Annotated in this window: 20 protein-coding genes and 1 pseudogene; 8 read left to right on the plus strand and 13 right to left on the minus strand. The window is 70.9% G+C overall.

The window, feature by feature from the left end; all coding sequences use genetic code 11:
• Nucleotide 1 precedes the first annotated feature (1 nt).
• The 12 genes from ACFYTQ_RS24235 to ACFYTQ_RS24290 all read right to left on the minus strand — a co-directional run bounded on the left by ACFYTQ_RS24235 (nucleotide 2) and on the right by ACFYTQ_RS24290 (nucleotide 10,837).
• Complete coding sequence (locus tag ACFYTQ_RS24235; RefSeq protein ID WP_387365120.1) at nucleotides 2-307, minus strand: hypothetical protein; 306 nt, start codon at nucleotides 305-307, stop codon at nucleotides 2-4.
• On the minus strand, nucleotides 307-1,965 hold the full coding sequence (locus ACFYTQ_RS24240; protein WP_387365123.1) for a hypothetical protein: 1,659 nt from the start codon (nucleotides 1,963-1,965) through the stop codon (nucleotides 307-309). Before ACFYTQ_RS24240 ends, ACFYTQ_RS24235 begins: the two co-directional genes overlap by 1 nt.
• Complete coding sequence (locus ACFYTQ_RS24245; protein ID WP_387365126.1) at nucleotides 1,953-2,330, minus strand: hypothetical protein; 378 nt, start codon at nucleotides 2,328-2,330, stop codon at nucleotides 1,953-1,955. The genes ACFYTQ_RS24240 and ACFYTQ_RS24245 overlap by 13 nt, the downstream gene beginning before the upstream one ends.
• A 10-nt stretch (nucleotides 2,331-2,340) precedes the next feature.
• Nucleotides 2,341-2,835 (minus strand): hypothetical protein, encoded by a 495-nt coding sequence (locus tag ACFYTQ_RS24250; RefSeq protein WP_387365129.1) that lies wholly within the window; start codon nucleotides 2,833-2,835, stop codon nucleotides 2,341-2,343.
• Nucleotides 2,832-5,732, minus strand: coding sequence for a hypothetical protein (locus tag ACFYTQ_RS24255; RefSeq protein ID WP_387365131.1), 2,901 nt, complete (start codon nucleotides 5,730-5,732; stop codon nucleotides 2,832-2,834). Before ACFYTQ_RS24255 ends, ACFYTQ_RS24250 begins: the two co-directional genes overlap by 4 nt.
• Nucleotides 5,732-7,201, minus strand: coding sequence for a hypothetical protein (locus ACFYTQ_RS24260; RefSeq protein WP_387365134.1), 1,470 nt, complete (start codon nucleotides 7,199-7,201; stop codon nucleotides 5,732-5,734). The genes ACFYTQ_RS24255 and ACFYTQ_RS24260 overlap by 1 nt, the downstream gene beginning before the upstream one ends.
• A 30-nt stretch (nucleotides 7,202-7,231) precedes the next feature.
• Nucleotides 7,232-7,396, minus strand: a complete 165-nt coding sequence (locus ACFYTQ_RS24265; RefSeq protein ID WP_387365137.1) for a hypothetical protein — start codon at nucleotides 7,394-7,396, stop codon at nucleotides 7,232-7,234.
• Between the two features lie 2 nt (nucleotides 7,397-7,398).
• The gene (locus ACFYTQ_RS24270; RefSeq protein ID WP_387365140.1) at nucleotides 7,399-7,788 is read right to left on the minus strand and encodes a hypothetical protein; all 390 of its coding nucleotides are present in this window, start codon (nucleotides 7,786-7,788) and stop codon (nucleotides 7,399-7,401) included.
• A gap of 29 nt (nucleotides 7,789-7,817) precedes the next feature.
• Nucleotides 7,818-8,924 (minus strand): hypothetical protein, encoded by a 1,107-nt coding sequence (locus ACFYTQ_RS24275; RefSeq protein ID WP_387365143.1) that lies wholly within the window; start codon nucleotides 8,922-8,924, stop codon nucleotides 7,818-7,820.
• Between the two features lie 65 nt (nucleotides 8,925-8,989).
• On the minus strand, nucleotides 8,990-9,136 hold the full coding sequence (locus tag ACFYTQ_RS24280) for a hypothetical protein (protein ID WP_387365145.1): 147 nt from the start codon (nucleotides 9,134-9,136) through the stop codon (nucleotides 8,990-8,992).
• A 33-nt stretch (nucleotides 9,137-9,169) separates the two neighbouring features.
• Nucleotides 9,170-9,988, minus strand: coding sequence for a hypothetical protein (locus tag ACFYTQ_RS24285; protein WP_387365148.1), 819 nt, complete (start codon nucleotides 9,986-9,988; stop codon nucleotides 9,170-9,172).
• 93 nt (nucleotides 9,989-10,081) lie between these two features.
• A complete protein-coding gene (locus ACFYTQ_RS24290) occupies nucleotides 10,082-10,837 on the minus strand; it encodes an IclR family transcriptional regulator (RefSeq protein WP_387365151.1) in 756 nt (251 codons plus the stop codon).
• Nucleotides 10,838-11,122: 285 nt separating this feature from the next.
• Here ACFYTQ_RS24290 and ACFYTQ_RS24295 point away from each other — a divergent pair, with 285 nt between their 5' ends.
• From ACFYTQ_RS24295 to ACFYTQ_RS24330, 8 genes and pseudogenes are all read left to right on the plus strand, one after another.
• Nucleotides 11,123-12,160: an NrtA/SsuA/CpmA family ABC transporter substrate-binding protein gene (locus ACFYTQ_RS24295; protein ID WP_387365153.1), complete on the plus strand. Its 1,038-nt coding sequence runs from the start codon at nucleotides 11,123-11,125 to the stop codon at nucleotides 12,158-12,160.
• Between the two features lies 1 nt (nucleotide 12,161).
• On the plus strand, nucleotides 12,162-13,001 hold the full coding sequence (locus tag ACFYTQ_RS24300) for an ABC transporter permease (RefSeq protein WP_387365156.1): 840 nt from the start codon (nucleotides 12,162-12,164) through the stop codon (nucleotides 12,999-13,001).
• Nucleotides 12,998-13,735, plus strand: a complete 738-nt coding sequence (locus ACFYTQ_RS24305; RefSeq protein WP_387365159.1) for an ABC transporter ATP-binding protein — start codon at nucleotides 12,998-13,000, stop codon at nucleotides 13,733-13,735. Before ACFYTQ_RS24300 ends, ACFYTQ_RS24305 begins: the two co-directional genes overlap by 4 nt.
• Nucleotides 13,732-14,757, plus strand: coding sequence for an ABC transporter substrate-binding protein (locus ACFYTQ_RS24310; RefSeq protein ID WP_387365162.1), 1,026 nt, complete (start codon nucleotides 13,732-13,734; stop codon nucleotides 14,755-14,757). Before ACFYTQ_RS24305 ends, ACFYTQ_RS24310 begins: the two co-directional genes overlap by 4 nt.
• Nucleotides 14,754-15,815: an LLM class flavin-dependent oxidoreductase gene (locus tag ACFYTQ_RS24315; protein ID WP_387365165.1), complete on the plus strand. Its 1,062-nt coding sequence runs from the start codon at nucleotides 14,754-14,756 to the stop codon at nucleotides 15,813-15,815. The genes ACFYTQ_RS24310 and ACFYTQ_RS24315 overlap by 4 nt, the downstream gene beginning before the upstream one ends.
• On the plus strand, nucleotides 15,812-16,981 hold the full coding sequence (locus ACFYTQ_RS24320; RefSeq protein ID WP_387365168.1) for an LLM class flavin-dependent oxidoreductase: 1,170 nt from the start codon (nucleotides 15,812-15,814) through the stop codon (nucleotides 16,979-16,981). The genes ACFYTQ_RS24315 and ACFYTQ_RS24320 overlap by 4 nt, the downstream gene beginning before the upstream one ends.
• Before the next feature lie 35 nt (nucleotides 16,982-17,016).
• The gene (locus ACFYTQ_RS24325; RefSeq protein ID WP_387365171.1) at nucleotides 17,017-17,964 is read left to right on the plus strand and encodes an ABC transporter substrate-binding protein; all 948 of its coding nucleotides are present in this window, start codon (nucleotides 17,017-17,019) and stop codon (nucleotides 17,962-17,964) included.
• Nucleotides 17,965-18,402: 438 nt separating this feature from the next.
• Nucleotides 18,403-18,807, plus strand: a pseudogene (locus tag ACFYTQ_RS24330) (esterase/lipase family protein); the annotation flags it as partial.
• A gap of 129 nt (nucleotides 18,808-18,936) precedes the next feature.
• On the opposite strand, the gene ACFYTQ_RS24335 reads toward ACFYTQ_RS24330, so the two are convergent.
• The gene (locus ACFYTQ_RS24335) at nucleotides 18,937-19,206 is read right to left on the minus strand and encodes a hypothetical protein (protein WP_387365174.1); all 270 of its coding nucleotides are present in this window, start codon (nucleotides 19,204-19,206) and stop codon (nucleotides 18,937-18,939) included.
• Nucleotides 19,207-19,218 lie beyond the last annotated feature (12 nt).

Here is a 19,218-nt window from a genome sequence, read left to right on the forward strand (position 1 = left end):
CCTACTTCGCGACGAGGACGGTTTGGCCCGGGGCGGTGATGATCAGGGAGCCGTTGGGCAGGGTCTTGGCGGTGGTGGTGGTCAGCAGTACGCGCTGCCCGCGGACGGTCAGCACGGTCGACAGACCCTCGAAGGGCCCGAAGGCGGTGCACGGGGTGGACAGCGAGCATTTGAAGGCCGCCTGACTCCTGGCGTCGTCCGCGAGCAACACCGGTTGGCCCGCGACCGTCAGGATCGCGTTCGATTTCACCGTGATGGGACCGTGGCCGCAGCTCAGCACCGCGCCCACGACGAGAACCGGCGCCATCAGCCCACCTCCACGGCGGAGGCGGCGAGTTTCACCGTGTCGGCGGTCAGGGTGATGGTGCCCCCGCTCAGCGTGATCGAGGATCGGCCGTTGCCGAGGGTCACCTCCTTGCCGTCGGTGCGCACATCGACCGAGCCGTCCTCGGCGATGGTCACCGTGGTGCCCCGGGCGTGCCGGATGGTCAGCGTCTCCGTTGCCGGAGGCCGCGGGCGCGCGCCGACCTCGGGCAAGGTCGCGGCGCCGACCTCGATGTCGAGGCCCATCGCCTGGATCACCCGGTGGCCGGAGGCGTCGGTCAGATCGTTGACGCCCTTCCCGGTGGGCCGTCCGTCGGCGACGCCGGTGGGCAGGCACAGCCAGTAGTCGCCGGGCTCGTTGGCGGGCGGGCGGTGCCCGGCGGGGCGCGACCACAGGAAACCGCTGGCGACGGCGTCGTCGACCGCGCCGCCGTTGTGCAGCACCGTGGCCCGCATGCCCGGATACACCGGGACCACCAAACCCGTTCGGTCCCAGGCGAAGACGGAGGCGATCGGCTTGTCGTGCAGCACGAGCCGGTCGTCCACGGGATCGTCGACGGTCGAATCCGGGTGCGTCCGACCGTAGTTCAGCGTGGTCCGGTGGCCGCCGTTGTCGCCCGCGCCCGCCTTGGTGTAGGCGCTCACGTCGCCGACGTCCACGGCCGGGTGATCGGTGAGCAGGGAGCGGGTCAGGAAGCGGAGGTCGTCGGCGACCGCGTGCGCGCCGTCGACCGCGTCGGGCCGGTTCGCCCGGTCGACGTCGAGCAGGGTTATCTCGCTGGTGTATCCGCCGCGCAGGCTGAACCGGTGCGCCACCGACTCGACGCACAGATCGTGGGATTCGTAGTGCTCCAACAGGACTCGCGCGCCGAGCTGGAGGGCGGGGTCGCCCAGGACCGTCACCTCGTGGCGGGTCGTGGTGCCCGGTGCGGCTTGGAGATCCGGCGAACCGCTGTCCCAGCGGCGTCGGGTGACGATATTGTCCGCGGCGGTGAAGCGCGCGCCCGGTGGCTGATTCGCCAGTGTGCCCAGTCGCGCGGTCCCCGCGCGGACCGCCAGCGGCACCCGCGCCCGCGCGGCCAGTTCGCCCAGCGCGCCGAGCGCGGTGCCCGCGGCGATGGTGAGGTCGCGCGCGGATCCGGTCACACCCCGGCGGTCGATCGCGACACCGCTCGCGCGCTCCAGGTCGGCGAGGATCTCCTCGAAGGTCGACTCCCCGGGCTTGTGGTACCGGTAGTCGCGGCGGCGCAGGAGATAGCCCGCGCGTTCGAGGCCCGTGATCCGGGTGAGCAGGCTGCCGTCGGCGGCCACCTCGTTGCGGGTCTCGGTGACCGCGCCGAGCATCACCGTCGCGCTCCGCGTCGGGAGCCGATCGAAGTAGCCGAGCTCGATCTCCACCAGAACCGGTGTGTCCGAACCGGATCGGGTGCGGGTGCGTTCGGCGAGATCCTCGGCGGCGTCCAGCGGCAGATCCCACAGGGTGATGTCGAAGCGACCCGGATGCGGGCCGAGGGTCGCCGTCGTGTCGACCGCGGCGTCGATCAGCGCGCCGCCGTCGAGCACGTCGTTGGACGCCCGCAGGAACGGCGGCGCGCCGGGTGCGGTGCGGAACCGCAGCTGGTACCGGATCATGATGCCCATCGCAGCGCCACCCCTCCCACCACGGACGAGCCGTACGCGCCCGAGCCGTTGACATTGCGCGGATGCACCGACACCTCGGTGAACAGCAGGGCCAGCTCCCCCGCCGCGTATTCCAGGTCGGGAACGACCTTGCGGCGGAACAGGATCCGGGCTCCGTCGGTCTCCTCGGCCGAGATCTCCACCGCCAGGAACGCGCCCGGCCGCGGCAGCGGCAGCGGCGCCGTCGCCGACAGCAGGGTCTCGTCGGTCACGTTCACCCGGGCCGAGAGCACGTAGACGCGCTGTCCCAGCGACAGCCGCAGGGCCTGCGGGAAGCCGCGATCGGCGTCGATCGGGATGCGCAGATAGGGATAGGTCGTGGTCATGACGCCTGCCTCACAACGGGTTCGACGGGACGACGGGCACGGCGGACGGCGTGGCGGCACCGGCGAAGACGGCGGTGCCCGCGGCGAGCGCCAGATCGGCGATCTCGCCCACCCCGGCACTCACGGTTCCGCGCGGGACGTGCTCGAGGCTGACCGACACATCGATCGCGTCGCGCTTCTGCACGCTCTGGGTGAATCGCAGATCGGTGATCTGCATATCGAGGCTGATGGTCAGCCCGCACACCACCGGAATGCCGGTCGCGGCCGGGCCGCTCGCCGCGACCAGCAGCCGCGAGCTCAGCGCCAGCACCTCGAGCGCCTTCTTCAGCACGAGCCGCTCCGGCCCCAGCAGCATCGCCTCGATCGCGATCGCCTTGCGGGTCGGCGCGATCGCCTGGGAGAACTTGCTGTCGGCGATGCGCTGGATCTGATAACCCTCGGTCATCCCGATGCTCTGCACGTACAGCAGCGGAACGGGACCGATCAGTACTGGTTGCGCCGTCACTTGTCCGGCTCCTTCCGCAGGCGAAGCGGGGCGTGGGGCTCCTCGATCGGCCCCTCGACCGAGGGCGGGGGTGTCGTCTCGGTGTCGACACGGAATCGTGTTGCGGGCTCGCCGGTTTCGATGCGGAATCGGGTCGCGGGCTCGTCGGTGGCGACGCGGACTCGCGGCGCCTCGGTCGTCTCGGCGACCGAGGCGGCCACCGGCTCCTCGGAGACCGGCCGGTAGCGCACCCGGCGGGCGCGGTCGAACTCCAGGGGGTCGAGCTTTCCCATCGACACCCAGTCGACGGCGGTCTCGGGATCGACGGGGATGCCGCGGAATTCCAATGCCGTCTCGATGCTCATGAATCCGCCCCGGGACGGATGTTCGATGATGCTGCTGGCGAGCCGGTTTCGATAGGTCGACATCACCACCAACTGATCGCCGCCCGCGCCGCCCAGCGCTTTCGCACTGGTCAGATGCCCGGCCTCGGTGATGAGCGGGTTCTCCAGCCAATGCCGGAAACCGCCCGTCGCCGGGTACGGGGAACCGTGCTCGTTCAACAGGAATCGCAGGGGGTGGCTCGGGTCGTCGCGCAGGATCCGCACCCACGCACGACGGAAGCCCTCCTTGCTCGAGATCGTGCCGATCTCGCCCAGCGCCGATGCCGGAATCGTCGGCCGCGCGGTCGAACTCAGCCCTCTCTCGATCGACCCGGTGATCTCCGACAGCCAGTCGGAATCGTCGAACCCCTCGAACCGGCCCGCCGCCAGCCGTTCGGCCAGTTCGTGGAATTCCTGCGCGCCCATGCGTCGACGCGCCGCGCGCACGCGGGCCAGGAAGTGCTCGTAGCGGCTCTGATTGGTGCCGAACTCCCGGGCGGTCGAAGCGAGCGCGTCCGGACCCGCCTCGACCAGGAACTCCAGCGCGCCGCGCGCTCGGACCACCCGCGCGAAGTCGGCGGGCGCGAAGGCGGCGCACTGCTCGACGGTGAGCCGTCGCGCGACGCGCAGCAGATCCGGCAGTTCGGTGGCGGGGACATGCCGGAGCACGGCCTCGGCCTCGCCCGCCCAGCGGGGCGCGGACGCCATGGTTTCGACGATTCGGTGCGCCCCCTCCAGCAGGTCCTTGGTGAATCGGGTTGCCGGACCGAGGGTTTCCTCGAGGGTGCGGGCCAGCCGCAGCGCGGTGACCAGTCGCTCACCCGACTGTTCGGCGTCGGCGCTGACGCCCAGGTACCCCGCCAGGGTCCGGGCGCGCTTGGGGGCCTTCGCGAGCAGCCGCAGCACGTCGTCGGCCGCGGACTCGGGCAGCAGCAGCATCAGCCTGCCGACCTCGCCCGCCTCCTGCATTTTCATCGACGCCGCCAGCGCCTCGAACAAACGGGCCTGTGCCGCAACGCCTTCGGCGATCTCGGCCGCCTTCGTCGCGGGCGCGCCGGTTACGAACGCTGCCAGGACCTCGAGCAGCACCACGCGTGCGCAGCGGCGGGCCAGCGCGCTGCCGATCGCCCCCGCCTCACCCGCCAGGGCCTCGAGGAATTTCAGCCCGGCCAGCGCCGTGCGCCCGGTCGTGCCCGCGCTCGCCAGCAGCGCGCGCAGTTCGGCCATGGCCTCGGGATCGGCCGCTCCGGAGACCACGACGACACCGGGAACCACGATCGGCACGACTCCCGTTGCGCGGCAGACCAATTTGTAGAGTTCATAGAGTTTGGGCAGGCTGCCGCCGAGTTCCACCGGCAGCAGCGGCAGGTCGGCGAGCGCGCTCACCGACCCGCGCAGCCAGTCGTACGCGGTGCCCGCGAACTCGATGACATCCATCAGCGACATCGGATGTCGCAGCTGGTACACGAGCATGTCCATCAGCTCCGAGGCGTCCACCGGCGCCGGCTCGAGGTGCTGACCGATCGCGAGCAGCAGGCGGAAGGTGGGCTTGTCGAACTGGGTGAACACCTTCGCCAGCGAGCCGTCCGCGGCCAGCGGTTCCAGCAACGCCCGCAGCTCCGACACCGACCGGCACGAGGCGATCAGCTCGACCATGGCCGTCGCGAGCTGTTCGCCGTCGATCCCGCCCGCCAACCGCTCCGCCATTCGCACCAGCGCGAGTAGATAGCGCCTGCGATCGGCGAGCGCCATCGTCGCGAACAGCGAATGATCCAGCGCCACAAGCACCTGCGCGATACTCGCGTCGTCGGCGAACTCGGCGGTGACCGCTTCCAGCAGGGTCCGCACGTCCGCGGGATCCAGCGCACCCCGATGTCCCGGCCGGGTCAGGCCCCGTTCGATGTTCTCCCCGGACCAATCCTCCGGGGACTGCGCGGACGCGTGCCGGTACAGCCGAATCCGGTCGGCGGTCGCGACGAGCAGCGGTTGCAGACTCGGGTCGGTGAGGAGCGTCGCACCGCTGGCCGGTGTGCTGTCCGCGGCCCCCTCGCGACCGTGTTCGTGGCTCACCGCGGGGACGAATCCCCCGAAATCCTTGGCGCGCAGGGACGTCGTGAGCGCTCGCACCGACAGTCGCCCGGGTCGATCCGCGGAGGTCAGCACTGCGTACCCGCGCTCGCCGAACAGCAGCTCCCCCCACCGCGCGGCCCGCACGGGATCGCTCGTCTCGACCTCGAGATGGCCGCCCGCCCTCACCCACCGCGGAATGTCGCGCCCGAGACTCAGCACCGGGCTCTCGGCGACCGGTCCGATCCGCAGGATGTCGCCGCCCAGCACCGACATCTCGCGCTCGCGCGGCAGCGGGCTCTCGGCCGCGAGTTCCGCCAGGGTCGCGGGCGGGCGCACGCGCGACATCCCCTCGTCCTGGGAGGACACCACCTCCGCCCGCTGAATCGACTGACGCAGCGCGGTTTCCACCGCGCGCTGGTTCCCGAGCGTCGCGGCGCCGGAGATCGTGAGCGAGATCGACGCCATCACGCCCCGCCGATCTTCAGCATGATCGAGATGTCGAGATCGCTGACGGCGGGATCGAGGATTCGATCGAGATCGGGCGCGGTGAAGCCCTCGGGCGCGTCATCGACGGATTCGACGACCCACCGGGCGTCCGGGCTCTTGCGGTATCGCACGAGGACATCGATGGTGTGGTCGTCGGGCCGGGACCGGTCGCGGGTCTGCCAGGTGAAGGACAGCGTCTCGCCGATCTTCTTGGCGGCCGCCTGCCGCCGGACGTGCTCCCGCCAAACCGGGAGGTCGACGGAATCGGGTGAGCGCACACTCGATTCGAACCAGTCACCGCGGAAGAAGCCGCCGAGCCGTTCGTACCAGGGAGAATCCGCGAAGGCGGCCGAGCCGACCGGTGCGTACCCCTGTGTTTCGCGTTGGCGCTCGCGCCGCGACTCCCGCCCGATCGCGCCCGCCACGCCGAGCGCGAGCCCGGCGACGCCCGGCACCGCCGGCGACGGCGGCTCGGCCGCGTGGTAGGTGAACTCGATTCCATTGAGCGCGCACGTCTCTCGCACGGACTCCAGCTCGGCCGCCTGCGCGGGCGAGGGCACGCTGTCGAGTTCGACGTGCAGGATCCGGCGGTCGACGGCACCGCTGTGCTCGACGTGATAGACCGACTCGCCGCGCGCCTCGTTCAACGACGTCGCCCGGTCGAAGTTGACGATGTCCTCGACGGCCTTGCCGAGGGTGCGCGTGATGCTGCCGGGAGCCTGATAGCCCGCGGTGCTGTTCTCCAGGGTCTTGATCTGGACGACCGTGCCGCCCTCGACCCGGAAGCTGTCCGCGGTCATCGGCCACGACGAGCCCCGGAACCGCGTCGCACCGGTCAGCGGTGTCCGCGTGCCGCCCTCGACGAGATCGATGCCCTTGTAGTTCCGCGGCAGGGCGGTGGCCTCCGGGTAGTACCGGCCGTGGACCAGGCGCTCGCCGCTCAGCCCGCGTTCGGTGCTGCCCGCGAACCAGTTGATCGGCAGTTCCGGGGTCGGCCGCAGGCCCGCCGCCTGCTCGGCCAGCAGCTGCGCCGCGGCCAGTTCGCCGGAGATCCGGCGTTCGGCGGCGGCCAGCTCCGCCCACACCCGCTCCGAACGCACCCCGATACCGGTTTGCTGTTGCGCCCGAACGTCTTTCAACCGGTCCGTGAGGACGGTCGTGAGCGCGTCGAGCACCCGGCCGCGCTCGGCCTCGAGGTCGGCGAGGACGGCCGGGGCGCGCACCCCGATTCCCGTCGAGAGGGCGTCGTCGACCTCCGCGAGGCGGCGGCGGAGGTCCTGTTCGGTATCGGCTCGGCGCGTGGCCTCCCGCGCCGCGGCGGTGCGGAGACGCGTGGTGACCGCCCGGGACACCGTGGCCTCGAGTGTGGCGAGGTGCGCGGCGGTCGGTGTACCGGTGATGCGCACCTTGACGGGAATCACGGTGCGGCCCTTGGTCTCCGGGGGCATGGTCGTCCTCCTCTCGGTGTCGGAAGGGGTTCAGCCGCGGCCGCGCAGCGTGGTGTGCAGTTGCTCGAAGACGTACTTCGCGACCTGGCGGAGCTGGTCCTCGCCCAGTTCGCCGACGACCTCCACCTCGACCGGGAAGTGGTGGGCGGCGTCGGGGGCGGAAGTGCCGGTGTCCCAGCGGGATTCGTCGGGCATGGCTACTCCACTCCCGGTTGCAGGCACATGCAGGTGAAGGTGGCCTGGGGGACGCCGTCGATGACGACATTGCTGGGATTGGCGGAGGTGACGATGCAGCGGCTGAACTTCAGCGCCTTGAAAGACCAGTCGGTGCCGGTCTTCTCGGCGACGGCGATCTCGAACTCCTTGCCCTGCACGGCGAGTTGGGTGAGATCGGCGACGACCGAGGCGAACGCCTGCACGGTCATGGTGAAGGTGAAGGTCTGCGGCTGGCGGACGTAGCCGAGGTTGTCGTCCTCGACGCTGTGCACCACTGTGTGCGGCACGTTGAAGGTGGGCGTGAACTGCGAGATCGGGCTGACCACCGTGCTGCCGAGCCGAACCTCGAGCCGGGTGTTCCAGTTGGGCATGGTCGTGTCCTAATGTCGTGGGGCGGTGGTCAGTTGAATTTCAGGTTGATGTTGATGCGGTGCATGGCGCCCGCGTACTCGACGCTGACCAGGACCTGCGCGATGCGACTGGAGTGCGCGTCCTGCACCGCCCGCAGCTGCGTCTGCGACAGCGTCGCGGGGTCGGCGTCGAGCAGGTTCAGCACCGGGATGGTGACCTCGTACCCCTCGAGGACGCCCCCGGCGACGAGCGGCTCGAGCACCGCCTCCATCTGAACGATCAAGGCGCGCAAGCCCGATCGGCTGATCCGCAGATTGCCGATCGACCCGATCAGCCGGGCCTTCAGCCGGAAGCTGACATCGTCGATCGTGCGCTGCACGTCGATGAACTTCAGGCCGTCGACCTTCCCGGTGTAGCCCTCGCCGAGATAGACCCCGCCGCCGGGGATGAGGGCGGGCTTGGTCAGCCAGACCACGCCGCGACCCGCGATGCCCGGCGGGATCGGATTCTTCTCGTCCTCACCGCCGTTGAGCTTGTCGATCTGGGCGGCGGTGAACGGCGCGCTGGAGATCGCGACCTGTTTGAGCACCATCGAGGTGTAGGGCGGATAGCCCGCGATGGTGCCCGCGACCGCGGCGGCCGCGTCCTCGTCGCTCTGATGGGCGACGTAGACCATGCGGTCGACGGCGAGGGTGCCCGCGACGAGGGCGGGATCGTCGACGCCCTTGGCCAGCATGGCCACGCCCATGCGCTCCTTGCCGTCCACCGCCTCGGACACGGTGACGACGTGGTCGCGCAAGGCCGCGACCGCGCCGCCGGCCCCGGCCGACTCGGCGGTCAGCGGGGTCGCGGCGAGGACGACGAACTGCACGTCGAGCGCCTCGGCGGCCGCGAGCGCCTTGGTGATGTCGGTGTCTTGCCGGATGCCCCAGAACTGGGTCGCGCTCGGTGTCTGGCGCATCGCCGTGGCCAGCGACGCCGACAGCGGCGAGGCCGTCGGGGAATCCTTCGGGGTGAAGGTCGCGAGCGCCTCGGCGGGCGTGCTGACCTGGTGGGGAACGTTTACATCGGCGGCCGTGGCGGCGCCGATGACGACCATGTTGCCGGTCGGGCGGACCGAGGGCGCGACGTAGTCGAACGAGGGAAAGACACGCACATAGCGGAGTGTCATGAGGGTGTTCTCCTAGCTGGGAGGGAAGGGGACGGCGGGCGGCGGAGCCGTCACGGCTCGTGGTAGCGGGCCCGCAGCTTCGCGCGGTACGCCTCGATTTCGATGTCCGACAGGGCATTTCCCGATTCGGGTGGGGGCGTCGGCTGCGGGGGCGGTTCGCGGTCGGGATCCGGTGCCGCCTGCGGGGTTTTCGGCATGTGCTGCTCCTTCGGAGAGGTGTCGTGCGCTGATCAGACGAAGACGGCGAGAATCCGCTCGGCGGCGAAGAACGCGATGATCTGGTCCTGGGTGAATCCGCTGCCCGCCACCGCGGACGCCGGGAAGACCACGAGAAACGCTGTGCCCGAGACGGTTTCGGCGAAGTCGCCGTCGTGGTGCTCGTCCACGACGGCGGGCTGCGCGGCGAGCAGGTGTCGCACGTCGCGCAGCGCGGCGGTGAGGTCGAGGGACTCCCGGATGAGGATTCCGGTCCGCAGGGTGAGCCTGCGGCTGGCCGCCGGGTCGGCCGGATCGAAGGCCGGGGCGGGTTTGACCTTCACCTCGGCGAGCAGGTGACGGAACGCCCGCCGCAGATCCTCCACGGTGGTGAGCCCGTTCTCCCGCATGTACGCGTCGAGGTCGAGGTAGCGGAACTTCGCCCGGAATTCGTCGAGCGTGGCGAAGTCCCCGATCGGGCCGAGGCGCAGCGACTCGAGTTCGCCCGGGTCGACCTCGAGCACCACGGTCGCCGCGAGGTCGGCCACGACATCGATCCACGCCGGATCGGCGCCGTCGCTGCCGGCGAGATCGACATCGGTGCGGATGTGCCCCGGCATGGTTCGGGTCCAGTTGCCGGTGCGCCGGATCACCGGATACACCGGCCGCGCGCATTCGGTGGCGAGCACCTCGACGCCCGTCACGTCGTGCAGCACCGCGTCGGGCAGCTCGTACACGGCCGCGAGCAGGGTCCGCATCCGCGTGCGGCCGGTGTCCGAGTCCGGGAACACGAGGTCGCGAATCCCGGACGCGGTCGCCAGACGCAGCAGGACGGTATCGATGGCCTGGCCCACGGCTCCTCCTCAGCGTGTTCGGTGACTGAGAAGAAGTGTTGGGGCGGAGAGTTTCACCGACGTCTCACGGACGTCTCACGGGTGCGGACCGCGTCAGTGGTCCGCGGCCGCGGCGAAGCGCGCGGCGATGTCGGCGGCGGTGACCTTGGCGAGTTCGACCAGGAACGGGACGCGTTCGGGGATCATCAGGGTGGTGGGGCCGCGCAGGCCGAGGGCGAAGCGGCAGCGGCCGGCCGGGTCGAGGACGGGGACGCCGATGGTGCGGAAGCCGGGGTCGAGTTCCTCGTCGTTGTAGGCGTAGCCGCGCTCGCGGGTGACGGTGAGTTCCCGGCGCAGTTCGTCCGGGCCGGACACCGACCGCGCGGTGCCCTCGTCGTAGGGCAGCGCCCGCAGTTCGGTGTCGGTGACGTCGGACCACGCCAGCAGCGCCTTGCCGAGTGCGCTGGCGTGCAAGGGAAGTCGCACCCCCTGGAGGCGATGGCCGTCGGTCTCGCGCCAGCGGCTGGTGCCGAGCAGGACGGCGTGGATGCTGTGCCGGATGGCGACCGAGGCGCTGGCGCCGGTGGTGTTGGCCAGCTGTTCCAGACACGGTTCGGCGAGATAGATGCGGTGCTGCCGATAGGCGATCTGCCCGTATTCGGCCAGGGCTCCGCCCATCCGGTAGCGGCTGGACTCCTCGTTCTTCTCCAGGAATCCGGCGGATACCAGTGCGGTGAGCAGCCGGTGGGTGGTGCTGACGGCCAGGCCCTGTTGCCGGGCGATCTCCGAGACCCCGCGCTCCTCGCCGCCGCGGAAGCATTCGAGCACCGACAGGGCACGGGCGACGGTCTGCACACCGGAGGCTTCCACGCTGCGACGGTAACACAGCCGCGGCCCGGCGAACCGGGCCTCATTCCGATATTCGGAAACTGTCGGACAAGGCAATTCGCCTCACCCTGCGCGAAACCCTGTCTACCACCGGCTCTTTCGGCAGGCAGAACCGGAATACGAGCGGCATATCGGTTCTCACCGACTTTTGTCAAGCCTTCCAATCCTCGGAAAGGATTATCTCGCCGCCACGTCCCCGGATGCCTACTGTCCCAGAGCACCGATCGGCATCGCGATCGGTTCTCGACCCGGAAGAGGTGCCCCACGATGTTCCGCACGCGCCGACCACACCGGTGGCGTCTCGCCCTCGCGTTGGCCCCGATCATCGCTCTCGTCGCCGCGTGCGGTCCCGGGTCCGGCACCGGCGCGCCGCATTCGGAAGTGGTGCTGAAGGTGGTCGATCCGGGCAACTCCGGGCCGATCGCGGTCGGCAAGCGCGACGGCGACTTCGACAGGGCGCTCGCCCCGCTGGGCGCGCGCATCGAATGGGTCACCACCACACCGGGTTTCAGCTCCATGCTGAAACTGTTCAACACCGGCCAACTCGACGTCTCCGGCGCGGCGTTCAGCCCCGTGGTGGGCGCGCTGTCCAAGGACGTGCCGGTGCGCATCGTGGCCGTGCAGGATCCGGCGGGCAAGGACCAGAGCGGCATCATCGCGCACCCGGGCTCCGGGATCCGCTCGGTCGCCGATCTGGTCGGCCGGCGCGTGGCGGTCAATCCGGCGGGCAAGGGGGAATACATCCTGCTCGCGGCGCTCGCGCAGGCGGGGATACCGGCGGACAAGGTGACCCGGGTTCCGTTGCAGCAGAAGGAGGCCGCGTCCGCCTTCGCCACCGGCAAGGTCGACGCCTGGGCCTCGTTCCTGGTGCCGTACCAGGAGGCCAAGGCCAACGGGGGCATCGAGCTCGCCACCGAGGCGAGCATCGGCTCCAAGGACAACTCGGTCGTGGTGTTCCGCACCGAGATCCTCGACCGCCGACCGGATATCGCGGCGAAGTATCTGGAGGTGCTGCGGGATCTGACCGCGCGGCAACGCGCGAATCCGGCCGGATCCGAGAACGTCTTCGAGCAGACCGGTCCGCGCGCCCTCACCGGTCCGCGGCTGGCCGACGCGCTGCGGATCGACGCGGAGGCGACCGATCCCCGCCTGCCCCGCGACTCCGACGCCGCCGACCTCGCCGAGATCGTGAACCTGTTCGCCGACAACGGCGTCATCACCCGGCGGATCACCGCGGCGGACATCTTCTACGACCTGAGGTCCAAGCTGACCCCCGAGCAGCTGACCGCGCTGAAGGAGCGCTGACATGGCCGTCCTCGTCGCCGCGTCCCCGGCCGCCGGTCACCTCGCCCCGCCACCCACCCGGCTCCGGAAACGCAGGCCCGCATGGCTTTCGGTGCCGCTGCGGTTCCTGCTGCCCGCCCTGATCTTCGCGGCTTGGTGGATCGCCTCGGCGACGGGGGCGCTGGCACCGCAGGTACTGGCCGGGCCGCCGAAGGTGTGGACCGCGTTCACCGAACTGCTGGGCACCGGGCAGCTGATCGACTTCGCCCTGGCGTCCTTCACCCGCGCCGGACTGGGCGTGGCGCTGGGCGTCGGGCTGGGTCTGCTGCTCGGTCTGGCGGCCGGATTGTCCAGCCTCGGTGAGGAATTGGTGGATTCGACCATGCAGATCGTGCGCGCGGTGCCGTTCCTGGCGCTGGTGCCGCTGTTCATCGCCTGGTTCGGCATCGACGAACTGTACAAGGTGCTGCTCATCGCGGTGGCCACCGTCGCGCCCATGTACGCCTACACCTATCTCGGCGTCCGCAATGTGGACCGCAAGGTGGTGGAGGCGGCCCGCGGCTTCGGGCTGACCGGCGCGCGGCTGGTGCTCGAGGTGATCCTGCCCGCCGCCCTGCCCGGCGTGCTCATGGCCCTGCGGGTGTGCCTGTCCATCAGCATCACCGCCCTGATCGCCGCCGAGCAGGTGGGGACCACCGAGGGCGTCGGATACCTGGTGACCCTCGCCCAGGAGTACAACCGCACCGACTACATGGTGCTGTGCGTGGTGCTGTACGCCCTGCTCGGCCTGATCTTCGACGGGCTGGTGCGGATCGCCGAACGCTACGCCATGCCGTGGCGGCGTCAGGTGGCGATCCGATGACCACCGAGCGCCCGATCGCCGTCTCGATCACCGGACTGCGAAAGACGTTCGGCGACAAGGTGATCCTGGACGGCGTGGACCTCACCGTGCGGCGCGGCGAGTTCGTGGTGCTGCTCGGGCCCAGCGGCACCGGCAAGACCACCCTGCTGCGCCTGCTCACCGGTCTGGAACGGCCCGACGCCGGGCAGGTGCTGGTCCCCGCGGCCCGCACCACCGTCTATCAGGAACCCCGGCTGATCCCGTCCAAGCGGGTGCTGGCCAATGTGATTGTCGGGCAACGCCGTTCGCGCGCGACCCGCGCGGCGGGACTGCGCGCGCTGGCCGAGGTGCACCTGGACGGCAAGGACCGGCAGTGGCCGGCCACCCTGTCCGGCGGTGAGGCCCAGCGCGCCGCGTTGGCCCGCGCGCTGGTGCGCGAACCCGAACTGCTGCTGCTCGACGAGCCCTTCGCCGCGCTCGACGCGCTGACCCGGCTGCGGATGCAGGACCTGGTCGGCGAGCTGGTGGCGCGGCACCGGCCCGCGGTGCTCATGGTCACCCACGACGTGGACGAGGCGGTGCGGCTGGCCGATCGCGTCCTCGTCCTGGACCGCGGGCGGTTCGCCGTCGACACCGCCATCGACCTGCCGCATCCGCGCGACCGCACCGACCCCGCGGCACTGCGCTATCAGGCGGCCTTCCTCGCCCAGCTGGGCGTCGGCCGCGCCACCGAGAACCCCAGGAGCACTTCATGACCGACACCCTCTGGTACACCCGCTGCCCGGTGCCCACCGCCAGCGGCCTCGCCCACAGCCTGGGCTGGCTGGCCGAGGCGGCGGCGGGCCACGGGCTGAGGTTCGGGGTGTTGCAGGACGCCGGGCCGGAACTGGCGGGCTTCCACTTCTCCCACGAACTGGCCGGGCTGATCCGCGAGGGCGGCAATGTGCCCGCGCTGGCCGCCCGCGCCGAGGGTTCCCCGACCCGGCTGATCGGACTGACCTGGATCGACGAGGCGCAGGCGATTCTCGTGGGGCCGCGCTCGGAGGTGTCCGCGCCCGCCGACCTGGCCGGGTTGCGGATCGGCGTCCCGGCGTGGGCGCGGGATCGGGCGCGCAGTTTCCCGCGTGCCATGGCCCTGCACGGGTTCGCCGACGCGCTGCGGCTCGGCGGGCTGACGCTGGCGGACGTGCGGGTCGTCGAGCTGGGGGTGGAGCGGGATCCGCAGGTGCGCACCGAGATTCAGGATCGGCGCCGCAACGTCACCTGGGGTGTGGACGAGCTGCTGGACGGTTCGGTGGACGCCATCTACGTCAAGGGCGCGCGAGCGCGGGAGGTGGCGGCCGAGCACGGGCTGCGGGTCGCCGTCGACCTGGACGCGACCGAGACCAAGCGGCTGCGGGTGAACAACGGGACGCCGCGGCCGATCACCGTGCATCAGGAACTGCTGGACACCCATCCCGACGTGGTGATCGGCTTCCTCGCGCAGAGCCTGCGCGCCGCGGACTGGGCCGCCGGGGACCTCGACGGCGTGCGCACGGTGCTGCAACGCGAAACCCTTTCCGGCCCCGCGGGTGTCGTGGCCGCCTACGGCGCGGACTTCCACCGCGGGCTGCATCCGACGCTGTCGGCGGAACGCCTCGAACTGCTCGACGTCCAGAAGCGGTTCCTCTACACCCACGGATTCCTCGCCGCCGACTTCGACCTCGACTCCTGGGTCGCGCCCGAGCCCCTGGAACAGGCGCGTGCCCTCGTCGCCGCCGGGACGGTGACGGTATGACCGAGTATCTGTGGCGGCTGCCCGCGCGCGGCGACGGCCGCCGCGCGGATCCGCGGCGGCGCCATCGCGGCGGATTCGGCGGCCCCGCGCCGGCCAGCCCGGCCACCGATCCGCGGCTCGGCCGGTTCGGGCCGTTCGACGACCTGCACCAGATCGTCGACGCGGCCGAATTGGCCGGACTGGACGGCGTTCTCGCACCCTACGATCCGCTGGGCGAGGAATCCTGGATCGTCGCGGGCGGCGCGCTGCGCGCCACCCGGCACGCCCGGGTGATCGTCGAATTCCCCACGGACTTCGGCACTCCCGTGTACGCGGCCAAGATCTCGGCGACCCTGCAACGGCTTTCGGCGGGACGGCTCGGCTGGCGACTGGCCATGGACGCCGACACCGCCGACGACCGGTACGCGCGCGCCGCGGAGTTCCTCGACGTCGCCCGGGGCGTCTGGAACGCCGAACCCGTTGCGGCCGCGGGCTTCCGGGGCACCGGCTTCGACTACGCGGGCGAGTTCTACGAGGTGATCGACGGCGGATTCCGGGGCATCCTGTCCGGCCTGCCGTTCCCGGAGGTGCAGCTGACCGGGAATTCGCCTGCGGCGCTGGACCTTTCGGCGCGATACGCGGATCTGCACGTGTTCACCGACACCCCCGAGGGATTCGCCGGGGCGCTGGCGGACCTGCGCCGCCGCGCCGCGGAACACGGTCGCCGGGTGCGCGCCGGGCTGGAACTTCCCGTCATCGCCCGCGAGACCGAGCAGGAGGCGTGGGCGCGCGTCGAAAGGCAGTGGCGCGAACTGCGTCCCGACGGTCCGGACGCGGCCACGCTGGGCCCGGGTGACGGCCGCTGGGCCGGATTCGCCGAACTCGGCTACCCGCAGGCCATCGGACTGGTCGGCAGCTACGAGCAGGTCGCCGCGCGGCTGCGGGCGTACGCCGCGGCCGGTGTCGACTCCTTCGTGCTGTCGGGTCATCCGCACATCGAAGAGGTGCATCGCGCCGGTGAGCACCTGCTGCATCTCGCCGACCCGGCCGGACGCGTTCTCACGGAGGCCCACGCATGAGCATCGACATCTATTGGCGCATCGGCATGGAAGGCGACCACGCCTCGCTGCGCACGCCGCGCCGATACAACCGCGGGCACGCCGGAGGGTACGGGCCGGGCAATATCGCACCCGCCATCCGCGGCGGGGAACTCGACGGCTACGCCTACATCGATCACATCGCCGCGGTCGCGCGCGCCTCGGAGTCGGCCGGATTCCTGGGCGGGCTGCTGCCGTCGTTCCCGGTGACCGAGGATCCATGGGCGGTGGCGGCCGCGCTGGCGCGGGAGACCACCACCTACCGGTTCATGGTCGCCTTCCAGCCCGGCTTCCTGCATCCGGTGCAGGCGGCCCGCATGTCGGCCAGCCTGCAACGCGCCACGGGCGGGCGGCTGGTCTACAACATCATCAGCGGGGGCGGCGGTCCGGCCCAATTGTGGTGGGGCGACAAGGTTTCCCACGACGATCGGTACGCGCGCACCAGCGAGTTCCTGGATGTGCTGCGCGGCGTCTGGGACGGCACGCCGTTCACCCACGACGGGCGGTTCTACCGGGTGCGCGACGCCGCGCTGGCGCCGGGGCTGGCCGGGCAGCCGTTCCCGGAGGTCTACTTCTCCGGGTCCTCGGGTGCGGCGGTTCAGGCCGCCGGGCGGCACGCGGACTACTACCTGTCCTGGCTCGAGCCGTTCGCCGACCTGCGCGCCAAATTCGACGGCGTCCGCGCGCACGCCGAGAAGATCGGCCGCACACCGAGATTCGCGGTCCGCATCGACATCCTCGCGCGGCACACCGAGGAGGCAGCCTGGGCCGAACTCGAGAAGGGCTGGGCGTTCGTGGACCGCGATGCCGCGAACCGAGCCGCGCAGGGCGATTCGGTCGGCGCCGCCCGCATCCAGGGCTGGGTGCCGCCGACCATCACCGGGTACCGGGACCTGGAGGTGCAACCCAATGTCTGGTGCGGGTTCAGCCTCATCCGCGGCGGGCCGGCCTTCGGGCTGGTCGGCAGCTACGAACAGGTCGCCGAACGGCTCGACCAGCTCATCGACCTCGGCGTGGACGCGTTCATCCTGGCGGGCAATCCGCATCTGGAGGAGGCGTACCGCGTCGGCGAGGAGGTGCTGCCGCTGCTCGGCCGCTCCCGCCGCACCACATCCGCATCCGTCGCCGCCGCGTCGGCCGCGTCCTGATCCGATCCACCTCTCTCCGTCGAAGGAACTTCCCCATGCCTGTTCGTATCGGCTATTTCCCGCACAACAATTCGCTGTTCGTCCTGCGGCACCGCGGCATCGTCGAACGCGCCCTGCCCGACGTGGAATGGGTCGACCTGCGCGCCCTGCCCGCGCCCGCGCCGGTCGACGTGAAATCCGCGCTGCCGTCCCAGCATTCGGATTGGCTGTTCACCGAGGGCGGCTACGACGTCATCGGCACCGGCTTCACCCCGCCCGTGACCGCGCTGGCCAACGGCCGCGACATCGTGTATCTCGGCATCTCCGGCCCGCGGGTCGAGAACGGCCGCCTGATCACCAAGGCGGACAACGGGATCGAGTCCGTCGCCGATCTCGCGGGCAAGCGGGTCGGCATCGCGCACGGCTCCTGGCAGACCACCCTGCTGCTGTTCGCCCTCGACAAGGCGGGACTGACCTGGTCCGATATCGAGCCGGTCGATACCGACGTGAACGGCGGCGCCGCCCTGCTCGCCGGTGAGCTCGACGCGTGGGTGGGCGCCTATCCGGGTCTGGCCGCCATCGAGGCGGCCGCCGATCTGCGCACCCTCGTCGAGACCGAATCGGTGTTCAGCCATCCGTCGCTGTGGTTCACCCGCCGCGACTTCGCCGAGAACAATCGCGAGGCCCTCGAGGTGATCCTGCGCGCCCTGCAGGAATCCGACGCCTGGATCACCGAAAACCCCCGCGCCGCAGCGCAATACTTCGTCGACGACGTCCGCGCCCGAGGCGGCGTCGCCGACCTCGACGCGTGGGAGGCCGCGCTGCGCAACCGCCCCTTCGGCGTCCACCCCGTCTCCGACGCCTTCCTCGACGAGCAACAGCACGCCGCCGACCTCCTCGCCGCCAACGGCCTCATCCCCCGGTCCGTTCCGGTGCGCGCCGCGGTGCTGCCCTGGATCGGCGAATTCGTCGCCGCGACCCGATCCGCTTCCGTCGCGGGCTGATTCGAGGCGGCGTCATCCCTCGGGTGTAATTCCGGCGTCGCGGCGTTCAGTGCACAGTCGTACACTAAGTTGATGAGCGATCGGCGACAGGAGGAGATCAGGGCGCTCGCGCGGTTGGCGGGCGACGAACTCGCCGGGGCCGTCGACGGGATCGCCGCGGTGCATCGCGCGCTCTCCGATCACGTCTTCGCGGCCGTGCGGCTAGGGATCGGCCCGGCCGCGCGGCCCGTGCAGGCGGTCCACGACGCCATCACCGACGCCGTGTATCGGATCGTCAGCGATTCCGCGGCGTCGGCGGGCATGCTGGCCGAACAGGCCGCGCCGCGCACCGGGATACCCACCCCGTCGCGCACGGTCTACGGCTCCGGGCTCCTCGCGGCCGTGCAGGGTCTGATCGGCGACACTCTCGCGCAGCAGCGGCCGATTCTGGCCGAGCCCATGGCATTTCGGGTCGACGGCGAACCGGTGGCGCCGGAACAGTTGGGCGAGCGCGTCGCCGAACCGAGCGGCCGGGTCGTGATCTTCCTGCACGGCCTGGTGGAAACCGAACACGCCTGGCGGCTCGGCGGCAGACCGACCTACGCCGAACGACTCGAGGCCGACCTCGGCTACACCTGCGTCCAGGTGCGGTACAACAGCGGCCTGCACATCTCGGAGAACGCCCGGCAACTCAACGATCTGCTCCAGCGCCTCGTCGAGCACTGGCCGGTCGAGATCGAACAGCTGTCGCTGGTCGGCCACTCGATGGGTGGACTCATCGCTCGTGGCGCGTGTTTCGCCGCCACTCAGGAAGGGCGTTCGTGGGTGGGCCGGGTGCGCCAGGTGGTCTGCCTCGGGTCACCGCATCTCGGCGCGCCGCTCGAGCAGGTCGTCCACTACCTGTCCGCGGCGCTGGTCCGCGTGCCGGAGACCCGCCCCTTCGGACGACTGCTCCGCCGCCGCAGCGCGGGCATCCGCGATCTGCGGCACGGTTCACTGGTCGATGAGGACTGGGACGGGGTCGACGCGGACGCGTTGCGCCGCAGGGCGATTCGCGAGGTCCCGCTGCTCGAGGGCGCCGATCACTACTTCGTCACCGCGACCGTCACCCGCAGCCCGCGCCACCCCCTGGGCCGCGTCATCGGGGACGGTCTGGTCCTGGCCGCGAGCGGTTCGGGCCGAAATCGCGCCCGCCGCATCGGTTTCGACGACGACAACGGCCTGCACCTGCCCGGGGCGAATCACTTCACGCTGCTCAACCACGAAGCGGTCTAC

Source organism: Nocardia sp. NPDC004068, from assembly GCF_042874315.1.
GTDB lineage: Bacteria > Actinomycetota > Actinomycetes > Mycobacteriales > Mycobacteriaceae > Nocardia.

What these genes read in the sequence shown, in the direction of transcription:
- ACFYTQ_RS24310 (WP_387365162.1), top strand. Translation starts at nt 13,732, where the DNA reads ATGACCGACACCCTCTGGTACACCCGCTGCCCGGTGCCCACCGCCAGC.
- ACFYTQ_RS24240 (WP_387365123.1), bottom strand. Translation starts at nt 1,965, where the DNA reads ATGGGCATCATGATCCGGTACCAGCTGCGGTTCCGCACCGCACCCGGC.
- ACFYTQ_RS24235 (WP_387365120.1), bottom strand. Translation starts at nt 307, where the DNA reads ATGGCGCCGGTTCTCGTCGTGGGCGCGGTGCTGAGCTGCGGCCACGGT.
- ACFYTQ_RS24320 (WP_387365168.1), top strand. Translation starts at nt 15,812, where the DNA reads ATGAGCATCGACATCTATTGGCGCATCGGCATGGAAGGCGACCACGCC.
- ACFYTQ_RS24255 (WP_387365131.1), bottom strand. Translation starts at nt 5,732, where the DNA reads ATGGCGTCGATCTCGCTCACGATCTCCGGCGCCGCGACGCTCGGGAAC.
- ACFYTQ_RS24280 (WP_387365145.1), bottom strand. Translation starts at nt 9,136, where the DNA reads ATGCCGAAAACCCCGCAGGCGGCACCGGATCCCGACCGCGAACCGCCC.
- ACFYTQ_RS24325 (WP_387365171.1), top strand. Translation starts at nt 17,017, where the DNA reads ATGCCTGTTCGTATCGGCTATTTCCCGCACAACAATTCGCTGTTCGTC.
- ACFYTQ_RS24265 (WP_387365137.1), bottom strand. Translation starts at nt 7,396, where the DNA reads ATGCCCGACGAATCCCGCTGGGACACCGGCACTTCCGCCCCCGACGCC.
- ACFYTQ_RS24260 (WP_387365134.1), bottom strand. Translation starts at nt 7,201, where the DNA reads ATGCCCCCGGAGACCAAGGGCCGCACCGTGATTCCCGTCAAGGTGCGC.
- ACFYTQ_RS24295 (WP_387365153.1), top strand. Translation starts at nt 11,123, where the DNA reads ATGTTCCGCACGCGCCGACCACACCGGTGGCGTCTCGCCCTCGCGTTG.
- ACFYTQ_RS24315 (WP_387365165.1), top strand. Translation starts at nt 14,754, where the DNA reads ATGACCGAGTATCTGTGGCGGCTGCCCGCGCGCGGCGACGGCCGCCGC.
- ACFYTQ_RS24305 (WP_387365159.1), top strand. Translation starts at nt 12,998, where the DNA reads ATGACCACCGAGCGCCCGATCGCCGTCTCGATCACCGGACTGCGAAAG.
- ACFYTQ_RS24300 (WP_387365156.1), top strand. Translation starts at nt 12,162, where the DNA reads ATGGCCGTCCTCGTCGCCGCGTCCCCGGCCGCCGGTCACCTCGCCCCG.
- ACFYTQ_RS24245 (WP_387365126.1), bottom strand. Translation starts at nt 2,330, where the DNA reads ATGACCACGACCTATCCCTATCTGCGCATCCCGATCGACGCCGATCGC.
- ACFYTQ_RS24270 (WP_387365140.1), bottom strand. Translation starts at nt 7,788, where the DNA reads ATGCCCAACTGGAACACCCGGCTCGAGGTTCGGCTCGGCAGCACGGTG.